The organism is Sporolactobacillus shoreae (assembly GCF_004684935.1).
GTDB classification, from domain to species: domain Bacteria; phylum Bacillota; class Bacilli; order Bacillales; family Sporolactobacillaceae; genus Sporolactobacillus; species Sporolactobacillus shoreae.
In genome coordinates this window covers 34,769-51,738 of record NZ_SRJD01000002.1, presented here as the reverse complement: position 1 = coordinate 51,738, position 16,970 = coordinate 34,769, and the positions used below count along the sequence as shown (strand labels likewise).

Annotated in this window: 19 protein-coding genes; all 19 read right to left on the bottom strand. The window is 49.7% G+C overall.

All coding sequences use genetic code 11. The annotated features are described in order from the left end of the window. Positions 1-96: 96 nt before the first annotated feature. Entirely contained in the window at positions 97-456 is a 360-nt protein-coding gene (locus E4665_RS02155; RefSeq protein ID WP_135347173.1) for a 3D domain-containing protein, read from the bottom strand. A 204-nt stretch (positions 457-660) separates the two neighbouring features. Further along, positions 661-1,524, bottom strand: a complete 864-nt coding sequence (locus tag E4665_RS02150) for a stage II sporulation protein SpoIIQ (RefSeq protein WP_135347172.1) — start codon at positions 1,522-1,524, stop codon at positions 661-663. A 109-nt stretch (positions 1,525-1,633) separates the two neighbouring features. After that, positions 1,634-2,626 carry a stage II sporulation protein D gene (gene spoIID, locus E4665_RS02145; protein WP_135347171.1) on the bottom strand — a complete coding sequence of 331 codons (993 nt, stop codon included), beginning with the start codon at positions 2,624-2,626 and terminating at the stop codon, positions 1,634-1,636. Positions 2,627-2,885: 259 nt separating this feature from the next. Further along, on the bottom strand, positions 2,886-4,223 hold the full coding sequence (gene murA, locus E4665_RS02140; RefSeq protein ID WP_135347170.1) for a UDP-N-acetylglucosamine 1-carboxyvinyltransferase: 1,338 nt from the start codon (positions 4,221-4,223) through the stop codon (positions 2,886-2,888). Between the two features lie 104 nt (positions 4,224-4,327). Then, positions 4,328-5,080 carry a YwmB family TATA-box binding protein gene (locus E4665_RS02135; protein ID WP_135347169.1) on the bottom strand — a complete coding sequence of 251 codons (753 nt, stop codon included), beginning with the start codon at positions 5,078-5,080 and terminating at the stop codon, positions 4,328-4,330. Positions 5,081-5,211: 131 nt separating this feature from the next. Further along, positions 5,212-5,448, bottom strand: a complete 237-nt coding sequence (locus E4665_RS02130) for a DUF1146 family protein (protein ID WP_135347168.1) — start codon at positions 5,446-5,448, stop codon at positions 5,212-5,214. Between the two features lie 478 nt (positions 5,449-5,926). Then, complete coding sequence (locus E4665_RS02125) at positions 5,927-6,895, bottom strand: nuclease-related domain-containing protein (protein WP_135347167.1); 969 nt, start codon at positions 6,893-6,895, stop codon at positions 5,927-5,929. Between the two features lie 362 nt (positions 6,896-7,257). Continuing rightward, positions 7,258-7,686 (bottom strand): ATP synthase F1 subunit epsilon, encoded by a 429-nt coding sequence (gene atpC / locus E4665_RS02120; RefSeq protein WP_135347166.1) that lies wholly within the window; start codon positions 7,684-7,686, stop codon positions 7,258-7,260. 37 nt (positions 7,687-7,723) lie between these two features. Continuing rightward, entirely contained in the window at positions 7,724-9,133 is a 1,410-nt protein-coding gene (gene atpD, locus E4665_RS02115) for a F0F1 ATP synthase subunit beta (RefSeq protein ID WP_135347165.1), read from the bottom strand. 33 nt (positions 9,134-9,166) lie between these two features. Further along, positions 9,167-10,036, bottom strand: a complete 870-nt coding sequence (gene atpG, locus E4665_RS02110; protein WP_135347164.1) for an ATP synthase F1 subunit gamma — start codon at positions 10,034-10,036, stop codon at positions 9,167-9,169. A gap of 141 nt (positions 10,037-10,177) precedes the next feature. Continuing rightward, on the bottom strand, positions 10,178-11,692 hold the full coding sequence (atpA, locus tag E4665_RS02105) for a F0F1 ATP synthase subunit alpha (protein WP_135347163.1): 1,515 nt from the start codon (positions 11,690-11,692) through the stop codon (positions 10,178-10,180). Positions 11,693-11,705: 13 nt separating this feature from the next. Further along, positions 11,706-12,245 (bottom strand): F0F1 ATP synthase subunit delta, encoded by a 540-nt coding sequence (locus tag E4665_RS02100; RefSeq protein ID WP_135347162.1) that lies wholly within the window; start codon positions 12,243-12,245, stop codon positions 11,706-11,708. After that, positions 12,242-12,727, bottom strand: coding sequence for a F0F1 ATP synthase subunit B (gene atpF, locus E4665_RS02095; protein WP_135347161.1), 486 nt, complete (start codon positions 12,725-12,727; stop codon positions 12,242-12,244). Before atpF ends, E4665_RS02100 begins: the two co-directional genes overlap by 4 nt. 101 nt (positions 12,728-12,828) lie before the next feature. Continuing rightward, positions 12,829-13,053, bottom strand: coding sequence for a F0F1 ATP synthase subunit C (gene atpE / locus E4665_RS02090; protein ID WP_135347160.1), 225 nt, complete (start codon positions 13,051-13,053; stop codon positions 12,829-12,831). 74 nt (positions 13,054-13,127) lie between these two features. Then, the gene (atpB, locus tag E4665_RS02085; RefSeq protein WP_135347159.1) at positions 13,128-13,871 is read right to left on the bottom strand and encodes a F0F1 ATP synthase subunit A; all 744 of its coding nucleotides are present in this window, start codon (positions 13,869-13,871) and stop codon (positions 13,128-13,130) included. Continuing rightward, complete coding sequence (locus tag E4665_RS02080; RefSeq protein WP_135347158.1) at positions 13,828-14,277, bottom strand: ATP synthase subunit I; 450 nt, start codon at positions 14,275-14,277, stop codon at positions 13,828-13,830. The genes atpB and E4665_RS02080 overlap by 44 nt, the downstream gene beginning before the upstream one ends. 6 nt (positions 14,278-14,283) lie before the next feature. Then, entirely contained in the window at positions 14,284-14,505 is a 222-nt protein-coding gene (locus tag E4665_RS02075; RefSeq protein ID WP_135347157.1) for an AtpZ/AtpI family protein, read from the bottom strand. A 473-nt stretch (positions 14,506-14,978) separates the two neighbouring features. Beyond that, entirely contained in the window at positions 14,979-15,608 is a 630-nt protein-coding gene (upp, locus tag E4665_RS02070; protein WP_135347156.1) for a uracil phosphoribosyltransferase, read from the bottom strand. Positions 15,609-15,710: 102 nt separating this feature from the next. Then, on the bottom strand, positions 15,711-16,967 hold the full coding sequence (locus E4665_RS02065; protein ID WP_135347155.1) for a serine hydroxymethyltransferase: 1,257 nt from the start codon (positions 16,965-16,967) through the stop codon (positions 15,711-15,713). Between the last annotated feature and the right edge of the window lie 3 nt (positions 16,968-16,970).

The window sequence follows — 16,970 nt, the reverse complement described above, 5'->3', positions numbered from 1 at the left end:
TTTATTATAGTAATGGTCAATGCTTGAACAAACCCTGATTTGGTAAAAAAATCGTAAATAAGAAGAAGCCCTCGCACTTGAGAGCTTCTCTCTGATTCACCGGTATACTTTGATGGTTAAATGCTTTCTTCCCCACATGATCGCCTGATGGCGCGTTTTAAAGTGGACATCAATGATGCGGCCTTTGATTCGGCCGCCTGTGTCTCTTGCGATGGCTGTTCCGTAGCCTGGAATGTATACTTTGGAACCCAGTTTTATGTATCGCGGATCGACAGCAATTTCTTTGGCGTTCGGGTGCGATCTGAGATTGTATCCTGTTGCTGTTCTTCCCATTTCACAATACGCAGTGGCTGAAACTTTGATCGTTTTATAATGAGTTCTTGCATCAGCAGTCTGATTCGTTATTCCAGTAACCAGTAACAGAGCAGCAGCTAAAGTCATTAGTGTTCTTTTCATTTTATTCTCGTCTGCCTCTCTTTCTTTATGCCTTAAATTTACCAGTTTTATATAACAGACTGGTAACAGGCAGATGACAGATGGTTTTTGATTCGGTTACAAATCTCCCTTGATATCAAAAAAGCGACGCGCACCTGGCGCATCGCTCGATTCCTCCCGGCTAAGCTTGCAGCCGTGTTTGCTAATCTATTATTCTGCTGTGGCTCAGTTGCCGGAGTTCTGTGAACCCTGTCCGGTCGAACTGCCGCCCGTGTTTGATTTGCTTTGATCTGTTTTTCCGGGAGCCGGTGCGGGTGTCTGGGTACTGCTTCCACCCTGATTGGTTTTCGTTTTTTCCGATGCGACCGGCGCGGTTGTCGACTGAGCACCAACGGTTACCGTTTTGATATCGGACGCCGCTTTGTCCATGTAGACAACAGGGTCAACCGGGATACCGTTTTTGCGGATTTCAAAGTGTGCGTGGATGCCCATCGGTTTGTTGAAGGCTTCCGTTCCAGCTGTTCCGATTGTATCGCCCTGCTTCACTTCCTGGCCCATCTTGACATCAATAGACGCGAGGCTCTGGTAAAGCGATTCGACGCCATTCGCGTGTTTCAATGTGACGGTGTAGCCGAGCAGGTTGTCCTTTTTCGCTTCAGTGACTGTTCCGCTTAACGCCGCTGTAACCGTAAACGATTGATCGTCCTTCGCGCCAATGTTGATACCCGTATTTTGGACAAAGGTGTTGTTATAGTTTACGAGAGCGGCTTGCTGTTCTTCAGTGGTTCCTTTCGCGTCATAGAAGGGCTGGACAACTTGCGTATCCGCTTTTGCTGCCGGCCACTGGAAGACTTCTTCGCCCGCTGTCAGTGGACTGGAAGGCTTGTTCTGGTTGAATACAACGCGGTTCTGTTCTTCCTGGTTCTTTGCCTGGTCCGCCCCGCGCAGCTGGAACAGCAGCACGCCGGTCAGAATCAGCGACGCGACACATAAATATAACGCGGGATAGAACCAGCGCCGCTTTGCCAGTTTACGCAGACCGGACAGCTCTTTTTCCTGCAATTTCTTCTGATCTTTATTTTCTGTCAACTTGCATCACCTCAGCAATCATTCTGATCAGATTGCCGGTGATCTATACATTTTCGGCGAAAAATCTTTTAAAATTGTGATTTGGTCCGCTATTTTATGAGATTCGGGTTTATTTTTTCGCCACTGATTTTCCGGGACTGAGGGTCATCTTGCTGACCTGGGTGCCTTGGTAAAAGTAGGTGACAATCTGCTCGGCGGTCTTTCCTTCACGCGCCATGCCCTGGGCTCCGTACTGGCTCATGCCGACATCGTGGCCGTCTCCAAGTGTGCCCGCGATAATTGTGCCCCCGCTCCGGATCAGCGTGAAATCCGTGGAACTCAAATTCAGTTTCTCGCGGATTTCTCTGCCTGTAAAAAGCTTCCCGCTGATCCGATATTGAGCGATATGACCGGTCGATGTTTTTTTGACGACCGTACCCAGCTCGCCGTCATTGCCGGGAAGCGTGGTCCCTAGTGCCGTCGCGGCATCGGACGCGCTTATCTTTTTTTCCATTTTATATTTAGGAGAGAGTTTGTCCCAGGGGCTCGGCACGGATTTGAGATAAGGCACGTCGGTCGTCCAGTAATCTTTGGCATTCTCTGTATAGCCGTTGCTCGTTGAGAAAAAAACCGGGGAGATAAGCTTGCCATGGTAGGTGATGACCTGATTGTCGGTTACCGCGACAGCTTTCTCGATTTTGGCCATTTTCCAGGTGTAATCTTTGCCCCAGATGCGTTTCAGTTCCTGGGGGCTGTGGTATACCTGGCTGCTTACCGTATCGGTGACAGACTGGCCGGGATTATTGATGATCCGGGACATGATATAGGTGCGTGCCGCCAGCGCCTGAGCTTCAAGAGCCTGGGGCTGAAAGGACGCTGGCATTTCCGAACCGACGACCCCGATCAGGTACTGATTGAGATCAACCTGCTCGGTTTTTCCACTCAGGGAGCGATGCACCGATACTGTGACAGAAGGTGGCGATGATTTTCTGGTCTGGAAAAGAGCCAGATGTGCGGCAGTCTCTTGTGCGGCCTGTTTCTGTGAAAAAGGCAGAACAACCGCGGCCGGAATGACGAGGATGACCAGTGCGAAGATGAGGAGCAGTGTGGCGGATTTTTTCATAAAATTCCTCCGGCGGATGGGTTTTTATCTTTAATATATGCTTGCTCCTCCCCGCGCAGAACGACGCGCATGATTTTGACACTTTTGGGAACACTAGCTTTTTGTCAGATATACGGGAATAAAAAAAATTGCCGGGCATATAATCTGATTGGGTGGATTCCGGGATAAAAAAAGCCGGCCGGGATTATGCCCAGCCGGCCAGCGATTGTATGTAAGAGGCGCAGGTTATCAGCACCTCTGAATGGTTACTTTTGTTGTCTCAAGCGAATTTCGGGTTGGCGGCGAGCTGCGGCAGGACTTCTTCAGCTGCTGCGGCCGGCGCTGTCTGTTCGGATTCGCTGACGCGTACGCGTTCAATGTCGGCACCGAGCGCGGCAAGCTTGCCGGCCAGGTCGACATACCCACGGTCGATATGGTGAAGCCGTTTGACACGCGTGTAGCCTTTCGCCACGAGGCCTGCAATGACAAGCGCCGCCCCCGCACGCAGATCGGTTGCCGAAACTTCAGCGCCCTGAAGATCGCATGCGCCACTGATAATAGCGGAACGGCCATCAATTTTTATTGCAGCATTCATCCGACGAAATTCTTCGACGTGCATGAAACGATTTTCAAAAACGGTTTCCGTAATGACGGAAGTACCTTTCGCTTTAAGCATCAGTGCCATGAATTGTGCCTGAAGATCCGTCGGGAAACCCGGGTGCGGCATCGTTTTGACATCAATGGCCTGGAGGTGATCCGTGCCGATGACGCGGATGCCGCCAAGTTCTTCTCTAACCTCGACGCCAGCTTCACGCAGTTTGGCGATCAGCGGACGCAGGTCTTCAACATCCGAGTCCTCGATCAGCACATTGCCACCGGTAATCGCCGCGGCGATCATGTAGGTTCCTGCCTCAATCCGATCGGGCAGAATCGTGTGCTCGGCGCCATGCATCTTTTCCACACCAACAATTGTGATTCGGCCGGTGCCGGCTCCGGAGATTTTTGCACCCATCGCGTTGAGGTACTCGGCCAGATTAACGATTTCCGGCTCGCAGGCCGCGTTTTCGAGAACCGTCTCGCCGTCAGCCAGTGACGCCGCCATGATAATATTTTCCGTCGCGCCGACGCTTGGAAAATCCAAATAAATGACAGATCCCTTCAATCTGCCGTCAACACTCGCTTCAATGGAGCCATTGCCAATGGAAACACGAGCGCCCATCGCTTCAAAGCCTTTGAGATGCTGGTCAATCGGGCGGGATCCGATGGCACAGCCTCCCGGCAGTGCAATTTTCGCGTGGCCGACTCTGGCCAGGAGCGGGCCCATGACCAGAAATGATGCGCGCATTTTCCGAACGTATTCAAATGGCGCTTCAGTATATAATTCCGCTATAGCGTTCACCATGATGGTTTTATTTTCATAATTAACCGAAGTGTTCAAATAACGCAAAACTTCATTGATTGTGTATACATCGGCCAGCTCCGGCACATTATATATCTTGCTCGTGCCTTCGCTTGCCAGCATCGATGCGGCAATGACGGGAAGTACTGCATTTTTTGCGCCTTCAATCTTCACCGAGCCTGAAAGCCGCTTTCCTCCATGAACAATAATCTTCTCCAAACTTTTTCCCCTCCGCGTCCATTTATATCTCTTCGATCGAGCCGGGCCGATCCTCTGTCCACGCATGCTGCTCTTTCCCCCGGACAGGGACCGGAAACCCGTTTTCAGTATTCAAGTGTAATGATCGGCGTGCCCATCGTGATGATGGTCCGCTCGCCGTCATTTCTCAGAGCCACTTGAAAATTCATTTGTCGGTTTCCAGAATTTATGCTATCGTTCCATGCGTTATTATATGCGGAAATCGAAACAAAGGTTTTTTCATTAAGTCGTTCGATCGGAGCGGCTGAAAAAAGCTTTAGATAACGGTCTCCCTGATTCAGTAAGCCAAGTTTCATTTTATCACTGTCGTAAGCTCTGACACAAGAGAATATGTGCTTTTGTCCGTGGAAAATTTTAGCGATCGAACGGCACATATTCTGTTGCTGATTCGGCCATTCTCTTGGGTTGAAGGCCTCCGCCTGAGCCTGGTAAAGCGTAGCTGTCCGATACATTTTTCCTGCTGGATATGCGAAATAAGTCAGGCTGGTTTTCAAGCCGGATGGTTCCGTTTTAATGCCTGACCAGCTGAGTACGCCGTTATGACTGCCGGCGAAGCGCCAGTTGAAGCCGGGTTGATTTTTCATAGCATAGTCAGTGGTTTTGGCGAATTCCTGCCGGGTGACCATCGAAGAATGTTCTTCACGGGCAAATACCGACCAGCCAATGATTTGAGCCTGATCTTGTCGCAATGTTTTTGAAAAAAGTGCGATCCTGCTGATCGGATCCGGCGCTTTCTGCAGGGCCTTACCCTGCGCGCCGCTTCCAGCCATCAAAATAGCGAACCATACAGCAAATAATAAAATAAGATTCCGTTTCACTTTTACACGCCCCTCTCCCTGTTTTCAGTATTGCCTGACTGAAGAGGGGGTCATACGTGGAACTTTTCGTCAAAAAAGCCCTTTTTTCAATGTTCAGGGATAACTTCAGCGAAACGGCGGAACACCTTTGTTCAGCCGTAAATTTGTGGAAGCATCAATGACCAGTTCACATAGTCGAGAAAAAATTGAGCCACCGGGTAACTGATGGCGACCGCCAGGAGAATATACAATATTCTTGCCTGAAGGGTTTTCGGGTGCCGGAACAGAAGATCAAATTTCAAACTCTGCAGCGCCCACCAGGTCAGAACCAGCACAAGTAAATGAACAAAAATGCTGATCAGCGCCTGGACCCCTACATTCGTCATCATCTCTTACACCTGCCTGATCTGTTATGTAATGCCCGTTTCCCCGGGCAACAGCACTAATTATAACTTTCGTGTGCTGATCCGGGGGTGTGCATCCATCTCCTGATCGTAACCATTTTGTAATATAAAAGTAACCAAACCATAATCTAAAGCTCGTTATTATTTTAGCGCGATTGACACAAAATAACCATACTTTTCATCAATGATTGTTTTTTCAGAATTAATACAGGAATGGCGAATTTTTTTCGGTGTTGTGCGCTAATTTTTAATTGTAAAGCATGGATCTATACAGAAAATGAACAATGATTGGATCGTATGCTTGGTTTTAGTTGATTGTGCATGAGTAGTAGTGGGATCCGCGAATGAATCCGGCCATGTTTGGGGATTTACCGGCCGAGTTTGTGATTTTACCAGCCAAGTTCAGCACTTTACCAGCCGAACTCACGAATTTACCAGCCAGATTTAAATATTTACCAGCCGATCACTCTATTGGAAGATGATAAATGCGGTCTTTGAATTTTCCGGTGGAGGGAAGATTCATCTTTTGGAGGAGCTTCCGAGCAATTGAGTCGGACTTCAGTCTAAGAAAATCTCTGCATTGCCTATTAGTGATCGATGAGCCATTCAGTAGCACATAACTTTTTAAGCATCTCAAGTGCGCTTTTGTGGATGAATGTCCGCATTCAGGACAGACCCATTTCCCCTTTTTTCTGTCCATGCCAAAAATTCCGCATGACGAGCATTGAACACCGCGGTGAATCTGCTCAGGCTGGACATTGTAAACTTCATATACATTTTGAATCAGCGGTTCATGAGCTTTGCACAATTTGCGAGCTATTGATTTTATCTGGGGTAAGGTAAAAAGCTTTTGCGGATGTCTCCGGAGTATTTCGCTGATTCTGTGCGGGACACGCTCAATAAGACATGCGATTTTGAAGAATTTTTCATCGGAGTCTCTTGTATCGAGAATTGATCTGGGAGAAGTGATGACGACCTGCTTTTCAATTGGAATGGGGCCAAGTTTTCGTGCAGTGAGCCAGACCTGAAGTTGAACGTGCAAGCGATCAGCCTGGGTTATAGGATCGGGGAGGCGCTGTTCTTCGCCATCAATTGACCGCACCAATTGATTGATTTTGGAGTGAAAGCTGAGTACTCCGGCAATGTGTTTGACTTCAAGGATTAGAAGCGCGCGAGTTGTCAGAATGATGCAGTCGATCTCGAAATGATGTGCTCCGCCTTTCAAACGAATTTGATGTAGAGCCAGAACTTCTTTTTCCGGGATGAGGCTGAGAAAATAATCCAGCGACTTCTCCCCTTTGTACCCGGCTAAATACCTGTTTAGTTTTCTCTGCAAATCTTCCTTCTTTTCTGGCGGTCCTAAAAACCTTGAGCAAAGCTCGCTGAGTTGACGGACATGATAAGGAATTTCACATTGTTTAATGATTTCCATTGGTTCACCTACCCTATATTGGTACTACATCATTCGACATAAGTCGTGGTGTTTCCTTTTTTTATTAAAAAATGAAAACTGCGGGGAACGGGCTTAATTCTATCGGATTTTGATGAATGGCTATTCTGTTCCAGAGTTTTGCAGCAAGACTCAACATTCACCAACCACTTTTCATGCTTTACTGGCCGGATCTGCTACTTTACCAGCCATGTCCGTGGATTTACCAGCCGCTTTCCGTGTTTTACCAGCCAAGTTCAGGAGTTTACCAGCCGTATTTACATGTTTACCAGCCGAGTCCAATATTTTGCGTCAAGCAAAAAAAAGAACCCACGCGGGGTTCTTCTTTTGTTGCTTCTATCCATTTATGCTTCCGGAACGCTGCCGTCGATGGCGGCGGTGGAGAGGCGGAGCTCGGAGCGTTTCAGCTTCCGCAGTGCTTCAGCGTAACCTTCGGAGGTTGCGTGAAGGGTTGCGAGCTGAGCTTGGGCATCGTCTCTTGCTTTCTCGGCGCGTTTGACGTCGATCTGGTCTTTCATTTCAGCGGCTTCCGAAAGGATCGTGATTTTGTCACGGCTTACCTGGATGAATCCGCCGTGCACGGCGGCGTAATCGATGTGATTTTCGTCTTCGTGTTTCAGGTGAACCAGGGCGATTTCCAGCGGGGCGACAATCGGTATGTGGTGCGGTAGGACACCCATTTCGCCGCTTGTGGCGCGCACACAAACCATGTGAACGTCACCCTCATACACTTTGCCCGCGGGTGTGACAATATCCGTATGCACTGTGCTCATCTGCCAGCCCCCTTTATCCGGTCTGAGTGGTTAATCATCAGACCAGTTGTTTCGCTCTTTCGAGAACGTCTTCAATGGTTCCCGTGTTGCGGAAAGCTTCTTCGGGAACGTCATCATATTTGCCGTCGAGAATGCCCTTGAATCCCTTGATGGTTTCTGCAACCGGTACATAGGATCCGGGAACTCCGGTAAACTGTTCGGCAACGTGGAAGTTCTGGCCGAGGAAGAACTGGATACGGCGGGCGCGGCTGACAGTCAGTTTGTCTTCGTCAGACAGTTCGTCCATACCGAGGATGGCAATGATATCCTGCAGTTCGCGGTATCTCTGAAGTGTCATCTGCACGCGTTCAGCGACTTCGTAATGTTCCTCACCAACGATATCGGGCGACAGAGCGCGCGATGTAGACGCCAGCGGGTCAACGGCCGGGTAAATACCGATTTGGGTCAGTGCGCGTTCCAGGTTGGTCGTTGCATCCAGGTGTGAGAATGTTGTCGCCGGGGCAGGGTCAGTGTAGTCGTCGGCAGGCACGTAAACGGCCTGGATCGATGTTACGGAACCCTTTTTCGTCGATGTGATTCGTTCCTGCAGACGGCCCATTTCTGTAGCCAGCGTCGGCTGGTAACCAACGGCTGAGGGCAGACGGCCGAGCAACGCGGAAACTTCCGACCCGGCCTGTGTGAAACGGAAAATGTTGTCAATGAACAGCAGCACGTCCTGGCCTTCGACATCACGGAAATATTCCGCCATTGTCAGACCGGACAGGGCTACACGCATACGGGCACCCGGCGGCTCGTTCATCTGGCCGAACACCATGGCTGTCTGCTTGATAACTCCGGAATCCGTCATTTCAAAGTACAGGTCATTACCTTCACGGGTGCGTTCACCGACGCCGGCGAATACCGACACACCGTGATGCTCTTCAGCAATGTTATGAATCAATTCCTGAATCAGAACGGTTTTACCAACACCTGCACCGCCGAACAGGCCGATTTTTCCGCCTTTGATGTAAGGCGTCAGCAAGTCGATGACTTTAATACCGGTTTCGAGCACTTCCGTCTTCGTCGACAGGTCGGCGAATTTCGGAGGATCTTTGTGGATCGAGCTTTTTTCAACATCGGGAGCAACCGGCTTGCCGTCGATCGCTTCGCCGAGTACGTTGAATACGCGTCCGAGTGTCGCGTCACCGACCGGAACAGAGATTGGCGCGCCCGTGTCAACAACTTCCATATTGCGGACGAGGCCGTCTGTTGAGTCCATGGCGATCGTGCGCACGGAGTCATCACCAAGATGAAGCGCAACCTCCAGCGTCAGATGAATATCCGCTTCATTGGAGGATTCGGCTTTATAATTGATGGTCAGAGCATTGTAGATTTCAGGAAGCTGGCCGCGGTCGAATTTAACATCGACAACCGGGCCCATGACCTGAGTAACATACCCCTTGTTCATTGAAGTACCTCCTATCAGCTTTTTTAAGCACATTTATTCGAGTGCGGCAGCTCCGCCGACAATTTCTGTAATTTCCTGAGTGATCGCCGCCTGGCGTGCACGGTTATATGACAGCGACAAGTGATCGATAATATCGTTCGCGTTGTCTGAGGCGCTTCTCATGGCCGTCATGCGCGCCGCCTGTTCAGCTGCCTTAGCGTCAAGCAGGGCCCCGTAGATCTGCCCTTCTGCGTAAAGCGGCAGCAGACTTTGCAGCACTTCGTCCTCATCCGGTTCATAGATGTAATTCGCCTTTTTCACTGGCTTATCACTTAGATCGGTGAGGGGAAGCAGCTGCTTGTCAACCACAGTCTGGGAAATTGCATTAATAAAGTGATTGTAAATCAAATGCAGCTCGTCAACTTCTTTATTATCAAACAGGGAAATCACCTGTTTGGCAAAACCGACGGCATCGTCAAAGTTGATTTCATCCTGCACATCCGTTTTGCTGAATGCGACCGGATAGTTTCTTTTTTCAAAGAAATGCAGGCCGATTTTTCCTGTGACGATGACCGTGTACTCGCTCCTGGACTGATGTTTCTCCGCGATCAGGTTCTGTGTATATTTCAGCACGTTGCTGTCGTAGGCGCCAGCCAGGCCACGGTTTTCAGTAAGAACCAGATAGGCCGTCTTCTTTACCGGGCGGGACGCGAGCATCGGATGTTTGCTGTTATTGCCCTTGGGCAGTCCGCTGGCGATGCTCGCCACAACTTCGCGCAGCTTATCGGCATAGGCCGAGTAGTGCTGCGCGCTTTCCTGGGCGCGGTTCAGTTTCGCAGCTGCGACCATCTGCATCGCTTTGGTGATCTTACTCATTTTTTTGGTTGACGCAATTTTTTCCTTTATGTCACGCATTGAAGGCATGTTCGTTCACCACCTTTGAAAGGTCGTTGCAAGAGGTGTCCGAAAGGTTTGTGTAAAAATTGTTCCTTTTCAAACAGGCTCTATATGTCATCTATCTGCTGAGCAGCGAATCGAATGGCTGGGCACCGTTTCTAAACGGCGTCACTCGGCCTTCGACGCAACAAATGTTTTCTTAAATTCAGCAATTGCGGCTGAGAATTGCTTGTCATCCGGCAGATTTCCGGATTCTTTGATCCTGTCCTGAATCTCCGGATGATTCTGCTTCAGATAAGCAAGCAGTTCTTTCTCAAAGCGCTTGACATCGCTCAGCGCCACATCATCGACATAGCCTTTGGTCAATGCATAAAGCACAATAACCTGGTTTTCGACCGGATACGGTTTGTGAAGATCCTGTTTCAGAATTTCAACCGTGTGGGCACCGCGATCCAGTTTGGCCTTCGTCGACTTGTCCAGATCCGACCCGAATTGTGAGAATGCTTCCAGTTCACGATAGGAAGCCAGATCCAGTTTCAGCGTACCGGCAACTTTCTTCATCGCCTTGATCTGGGCAGCACCGCCGACACGTGATACAGAAGTACCGGCGTCAACGGCCGGACGGATACCGGAATAGAACAGGTTCGATTCAAGGAAGATCTGGCCGTCTGTAATCGAAATAACGTTTGTCGGGATATATGCTGAAATATCCCCGGCCTGCGTTTCAATAATTGGCAGCGCGGTAATTGACCCGCCGCCCAGTTCGTCACTCAGTTTGGCCGCACGTTCGAGCAGTCTTGAGTGCAGATAGAAAACGTCGCCCGGGAATGCTTCACGGCCCGGCGGACGGCGAAGCAGCAAAGAAAGTTCACGGTATGCCGCTGCCTGTTTGGACAAATCATCATAAATGATGAGAACGTGCTTGCCGTTGTACATGAACTCTTCGCCCATGGTTACACCGGCATAAGGCGCCAGATAAAGCAGCGGTGCAGGTTCTGATGCTCCCGCCGAAACAACAATCGTTTTATCCATAACGCCGTATTCTTTCAGTGTGTTCACAACGCCGGCAACGGTCGATTCCTTCTGACCGATAGCGACATAGATACTGATGACATCCTGATCTTTCTGATTGATGATCGTGTCGATCGCGATGGCTGTTTTACCCGTCTGGCGGTCACCAATGATCAATTCACGCTGGCCGCGACCGATCGGAATCATCGCGTCAATCGCTTTGATACCAGTCTGCAGCGGTTCGAATACTGATTTACGCTGCATGACGCCTGGTGCTTTCTTTTCGACAGGACGTGTTTTTTCTGTGACGATCGGACCCTTGCCGTCAATCGGTTGACCCAGAGGGTTCACGACGCGGCCGAGCAGAGCCTCGCCGACAGGAACCTGCATGATGCGCCCGGTTCTTTTGACTTCGTCACCTTCATGAATGTCTGTGAAAGAGCCGAGAATGACGATACCAACGTTGTCCTCTTCAAGGTTCTGAGCCATGCCCATAACACCGTTGGAAAATTCGACAAGCTCGCCCGACATAACACTGTCAAGGCCGTGGACGCGGGCAATCCCGTCGCCGACAGTGATTACAGTGCCGACTTCACTCACTTCAACAGTCGATTGATAATTCTCAATCTGCTGTTTGATCAGTGAGCTGATTTCTTCCGCTTTAATGCTCACGATATTTTCACCCCTATTTACCTACTTTAATCTCCTGTTTGAAGCCTGCAAGTTTGCCTGCGAGCGTGCCGTCGTAGAGACGATCGCCGATCCGGAGCAGGATGCCCCCAATGATGTCTTCCTTGACTTTGACATGCATACGGAGCTGTTTGCCGAGAACTTCTCCAAGACGTTCGGCCAGATCCTGCTTTTCATCTTCATCAAGCGGTACTGCAGTTGTCACAGTGACATCAAGAATGCCTCTTGTGACATCCGCCATGTGTGTGTAGGCTTCAAGCACGTCATCGATTATTGATTCGCGTTTACGGTCGATGAGCAGTCTCAGCAGATTCAGGACTTCCAGACCTGCCGTTTCTTCAAAAAGTTTGCCAACCAATGCTTTTTTATTCTCAGCGCTGACCTGCGGATGCATGAGCACACGGCTGAGATCCTCGTTTTCATCCAGCGCCTTTGTCACCAAAGACAGCTGAGTTTCAATTGAATCAATGGCATTGCGTTCTTCAGCAACTTCAAAAAGCGCCTTCGCATAACGGTTCGCTACAATTTCGCTCATCGCTGACTTCCCACCTGTTTCATTAATTGATCAATTTCTTTCGAGTAGTCTTTAGCATTGACTTCTTTTTCAAGTATTTTCGATGCGAGCAGTACAGAGAGATCAGCCACTTCGTCGCGGATGGCGGCAATGGCTTTTTCTTTCTCCTGGCCGATTTCTTCCTGCGCTTCTTTCACCAGCAGGTCGGATTGATTCTTTGCAGCATCTTTAATGCTTTTCGCTTCTGCAGCCGCCTGACTCTTAGCCTGTTCGATAATTCCGCGTGATTCTTCGCGGACTTTCTCGAGCTCGGCTTTCTGCTGAGCCAAGTATGCCTCGGCATCAGTGCGGGTCTTCTCAGCGCTGTCGATCTGACCGTTAATGTATTTATTACGCTTGTCCATAATTCCCAGAACAGGCCGGACGCCGACCCATGCCACGAAGATCATCAGCAGGAGCATGACGACTAACTGGAAGATAATACTTCCCAGAGAAAAAGACACATTTGCCACTCCTTTCAATCTAAAAATTTACTTGATTTTCCGGATTGTGCCCGGAAGCGGGAATGCATTGCGCTTCTCCGAACATCCGCCAATCTCGCGGATCAGATAATACCAAAGAGTACCAGAATACCGAATGCGATCGAAATGACAGGCATCGCTTCAATCAAACCAAGTCCGATCATGGATTGTCCGAACAGGTTACCCTGAGCTTCCGGCTGACGAGCAATGCCGTCCAAATAATGGCTGAACAATAAGCCGTTGCCAATACCTGCTCCAAGAGCGCCAAACGCGATCATAATACCACCAGCTAGAACTGCGAAACTCATAAAAAGATTCCTCCTAGTATGTCTATATTTTGGTAAACACACGTGAAACCGGGCAGCCGATTGTCATTGTACAATCACTCGCCTGCCACCTTCTGCGAAATATAAACCATTGCCAGTACCGTAAAAATATAGGCCTGGATGCAGCCGACAAATACTGAAAAACCCATCCACGCGAACAGCGGCACACCCGTAAAATAAAACGGTGCCTCGCGTAGAATCAGGATCAGCACTTCGCCTGCGAAAATGTTAGCCCAAAGCCGGAGTGCATGCGTGGCCGGTTTGGACAGTTCGTCAATCAGGTGAATCGGAAGCATCCACCAGTAAGGCCTGACGTAGCCCTTTAAATAATTAAGCGGGCTTTTTTTGATTCCGGCGAAATGCGAGTAGATGAAAATCGCTCCCGCCATCGCCACAGTGACGTTCAAGTCGGACGTCGGCGATTTGAACCAGCTGAGTGAATTTTTGGCCTTTTCCAAGCCTTGCGCCGTAATGCCCAGCGCAGGTATCGGGCCATGGGCCGAAGCCGTCACCATGACCGCGACACCAAGCAGGTTGGCAACAAGTATGAAAAGAAAAGTTGTCAGCGCAAAGCTCAGATATCTTGATGCCTGCTTCTTCTCCAGCATCGTCCCGGTAATTCCGCTGATGAAATCAATGAGGTATTCCATCAGATTCTGTTTCCCCGACGGCCGCATGGTCAATTTGCGCGTCATCAGAAACACAATCAGCATCACGATCAGCGCGGAAACAACCGTGCCGATCATCATTGTGACATCAAACGTCATTCCGAGAAACTTCACTTTCGGAGTCAGATCCAAGAGTGTCCCTCCCTTCATCCGAAGACTTTGTGCTTCCCTTTCTTAAATAATAAAAACTGATCACCGGCACAAGCAAAAGGTAACCAAAAAGCAGAGACAGCACAAACGAATGATAGTCGATACGGGCCCTGAACCGATACACAAGCAGTGTACCGAAGACCACTGTCAGAATACGTATGATACTATGTAAACCCGCAGGTCTCAATCCCGAACGGGCCCGGAGCCCGGCTATCCTCAATCGTAATGCCAGATGAAAAATATTATATAAACTGATTAATCCGCCGAGGAGGGCACCGCTTGCAAGCGCCCTCGCCGGTCTGAAAAACCAGATTAACCCGAAAGTGGACACGTAAATCGCCGAAACGATTAAAATCATGCGGGAAGACCATGCGATCAATTGTTTCATCGCAGATCAGTCCTTCGTAAAAGATTTCAGAGTGTAGTAGCAACTAACAAGACCGAACAGAAAACCGGCGACCGCGCACAGCGGCAGCCAGAGATGTGACGGAGCAAAACGCCCGTCCAGATACTTTCCCGCGAGGGCACCAATAAGGATAAACGAAAAAATCTCAAATCCCATGGCACTGACCATGGCCGCCATCTGAAGCGGGTTGACATTCTTTTTTCCGCTCATGCGAGACCCCCGATACCTGTTTCCAATCTTCAGTCTGTCCGGATCCTTCAGCTTCTAGAAAGCTCCGAGAAACTTTCTTCTCCACTATGTCTTTCGAATGCAAGGCCGCAGATCCGGGACACGACACAATTTCAACAAACAATTGACAAGTATCCAGTGCTCCAAACCGGTTGTCTGGAAAAAGCACCTGCGCCTTTCATTAAAAAAGCACATTGCTACTTAATTTTACGAAAGCGCTGTCGTAATGTCAACAATTTGTCACATATTGTGAAATGCGTCACATACTCATGTAAGGCTTTATGTTGTGCGATGTCACTTTTTCTTCGTTCCCTTACACTTAGAATTCTAATCACTTTTTCTCCATTCGTCACCTTTAAATTGTGACAAATCACCAACAAAGAAAATAAAGTCGAAAAAAGCAGGCTTTCTGTGAAAATAGTTTTCACCGAAAGCCCGTTTGCCATCCATCCATTTCATTTTGTTCCGAACAGCCTGTCGCCGGCGTCGCCGAGACCCGGGACGATATAGCCGTGCTCGTTCAGGTGGTCATCCAGCGCCGCCAAATAAATGTCGACGTCTGGATGCGCGGTCTGAACCGCTTTGACACCTTCAGGCGCACCAATCAAACACATCAGTTTGATGTTATGTGCCCCGCGTTTTTTCAGGAGAGTGATTGTTTCCGCCGCAGTACCGCCAGTCGCGAGCATCGGATCGACAATGATCAGGTCACGTTCGGAAATGTCAGGCGGCATTTTGAAATAGTATTCCACCGGTTTCAGCGTTTCCGGATCGCGGAAGAGCCCGACATGGCCGACTTTTGCTGCCGGAATGAGATTCAGCACACCGTCAACCATACCAAGACCGGCGCGGAGTACCGGCACGATGCCGAGTTTTTTCCCAGCGATGCGGTAGGCCTTTGCCTTGGCAACCGGGGTTTCTACTTCTGTTTCTTCAAGCGGAAGGTCGCGTGTGATTTCAAACGCCATCAACGTGGCAACCTCATCGACAAGCTCCCGAAACGCTTTCGTGCCTGTCCTGTGATCGCGGATCATTGTCAGTTTGTGCTGAATCAACGGATGATCCAATACAACCAGCTTTCCCATGGTTCCTGCCTCCAATTTCTGAACAAAAAATTCTTTTTCTCTGAAATATTTCAACCTTCTCGTAAAGAATCGAGACGGTTTTCTTCTATAAATATGGATCAATCAGGCGAAAGCACCCGTTCCAGTGGCATAGAGCGGATATTTTTCCGTCAGCGCGTCGACACGCTGTGCCTGCGCGGACAGTACCGCCTCGGCCTCCGGATTCTTCAGCGCCGTTGCAATGATTGACGCCACTTCCTTCATGTCGTCTTCCTTGAAGCCGCGTGTGGTCACAGCCGGTGTACCCATGCGAATACCGCTGGTCACGAATGGTTTTTCCGGATCATAAGGAATCGCGTTCTTGTTCGTTGTGATGCCGATGCTGTCAAGGACGGCTTCGGCCTTCTTGCCGGTTATACCCAGATTTCGTACATCGACCAGCAGCAGGTGATTGTCCGTCCCGCCGGAAACGAGGTTCAGCCCGTTCTCCTGCAGGGCCGCGGCAAACGCTTTGGCATTGGCAACGATCTGTTCGGAATATTTTTTAAAAGAAGGCTGAAGGGCCTCGCCGAACGCTACGGCCTTCGCTGCGATGATATGCATCAGCGGGCCACCCTGGATGCCCGGGAAAATCGCTTTATCGATCTTCTTGGCATATTCTTCTTTGCAAAAAATCATGCCGCCGCGCGGTCCCCTGAGTGTTTTGTGAGTTGTTGTCGTCACAAAATCGGCGTACGGGATTGGGCTCGGATGCAGTCCGGTCGCGATGAGCCCGGCAATATGTGCCATGTCGACCATCAGCATGGCACCGACCTCATCAGCAATCTCGCGGAATTTTTTAAAATCAATAATGCGCGGGTAAGCACTTGCACCTGCAACGATCAGTTTCGGTTTATATTTCAGCGCCTGGCTTCTGACTTCGTCATAGTCAATGCGCTGCGTCTCTTGGGTCACACCGTAATCCACAAAATGATAGAGCTGGCCACTGAAGTTCACCTGGCTGCCGTGCGACAGATGACCGCCGTGCGCAAGGCGCATGCCGAGCACGGTATCTCCAGGTTCGAGTACCGCGTCGTATACGGCCATGTTCGCTTGCGCGCCTGAGTGCGGCTGGACATTCACATGATCCGCACCGAAAAGCTTTAGTGCCCTGTTTCTCGCCAGATCTTCGACGATATCGACATATTCGCAGCCGCCGTAATAGCGATGCCCTGGATAGCCCTCTGCGTATTTATTCGTCAGGACAGAGCCCGCCGCTTCAAGAACCGCCTCGCTTACGAAATTTTCCGACGCGATCAGTTCGATTTTCTTCCTCTGTCTCCCAAGTTCCTTTTCAATTGCATTGAAAACTTCCGGATCCTGTGCTTCAATTCCGCTCATGGA

What these genes read in the sequence shown, in the direction of transcription:
- atpE (WP_135347160.1), bottom strand. Translation starts at nt 13,053, where the DNA reads ATGAGTTTCGCAGTTCTAGCTGGTGGTATTATGATCGCGTTTGGCGCT.
- upp (WP_135347156.1), bottom strand. Translation starts at nt 15,608, where the DNA reads ATGGGAAAGCTGGTTGTATTGGATCATCCGTTGATTCAGCACAAACTG.
- atpG (WP_135347164.1), bottom strand. Translation starts at nt 10,036, where the DNA reads ATGCCTTCAATGCGTGACATAAAGGAAAAAATTGCGTCAACCAAAAAA.
- E4665_RS02125 (WP_135347167.1), bottom strand. Translation starts at nt 6,895, where the DNA reads ATGGAAATCATTAAACAATGTGAAATTCCTTATCATGTCCGTCAACTC.
- E4665_RS02065 (WP_135347155.1), bottom strand. Translation starts at nt 16,967, where the DNA reads ATGAGCGGAATTGAAGCACAGGATCCGGAAGTTTTCAATGCAATTGAA.
- E4665_RS02075 (WP_135347157.1), bottom strand. Translation starts at nt 14,505, where the DNA reads ATGAGCGGAAAAAAGAATGTCAACCCGCTTCAGATGGCGGCCATGGTC.
- E4665_RS02155 (WP_135347173.1), bottom strand. Translation starts at nt 456, where the DNA reads ATGAAAAGAACACTAATGACTTTAGCTGCTGCTCTGTTACTGGTTACT.
- E4665_RS02080 (WP_135347158.1), bottom strand. Translation starts at nt 14,277, where the DNA reads ATGAAACAATTGATCGCATGGTCTTCCCGCATGATTTTAATCGTTTCG.
- atpC (WP_135347166.1), bottom strand. Translation starts at nt 7,686, where the DNA reads ATGAGCACAGTGCATACGGATATTGTCACACCCGCGGGCAAAGTGTAT.
- spoIID (WP_135347171.1), bottom strand. Translation starts at nt 2,626, where the DNA reads ATGAAAAAATCCGCCACACTGCTCCTCATCTTCGCACTGGTCATCCTC.
- E4665_RS02100 (WP_135347162.1), bottom strand. Translation starts at nt 12,245, where the DNA reads ATGAGCGAAATTGTAGCGAACCGTTATGCGAAGGCGCTTTTTGAAGTT.
- atpD (WP_135347165.1), bottom strand. Translation starts at nt 9,133, where the DNA reads ATGAACAAGGGGTATGTTACTCAGGTCATGGGCCCGGTTGTCGATGTT.
- E4665_RS02130 (WP_135347168.1), bottom strand. Translation starts at nt 5,448, where the DNA reads ATGATGACGAATGTAGGGGTCCAGGCGCTGATCAGCATTTTTGTTCAT.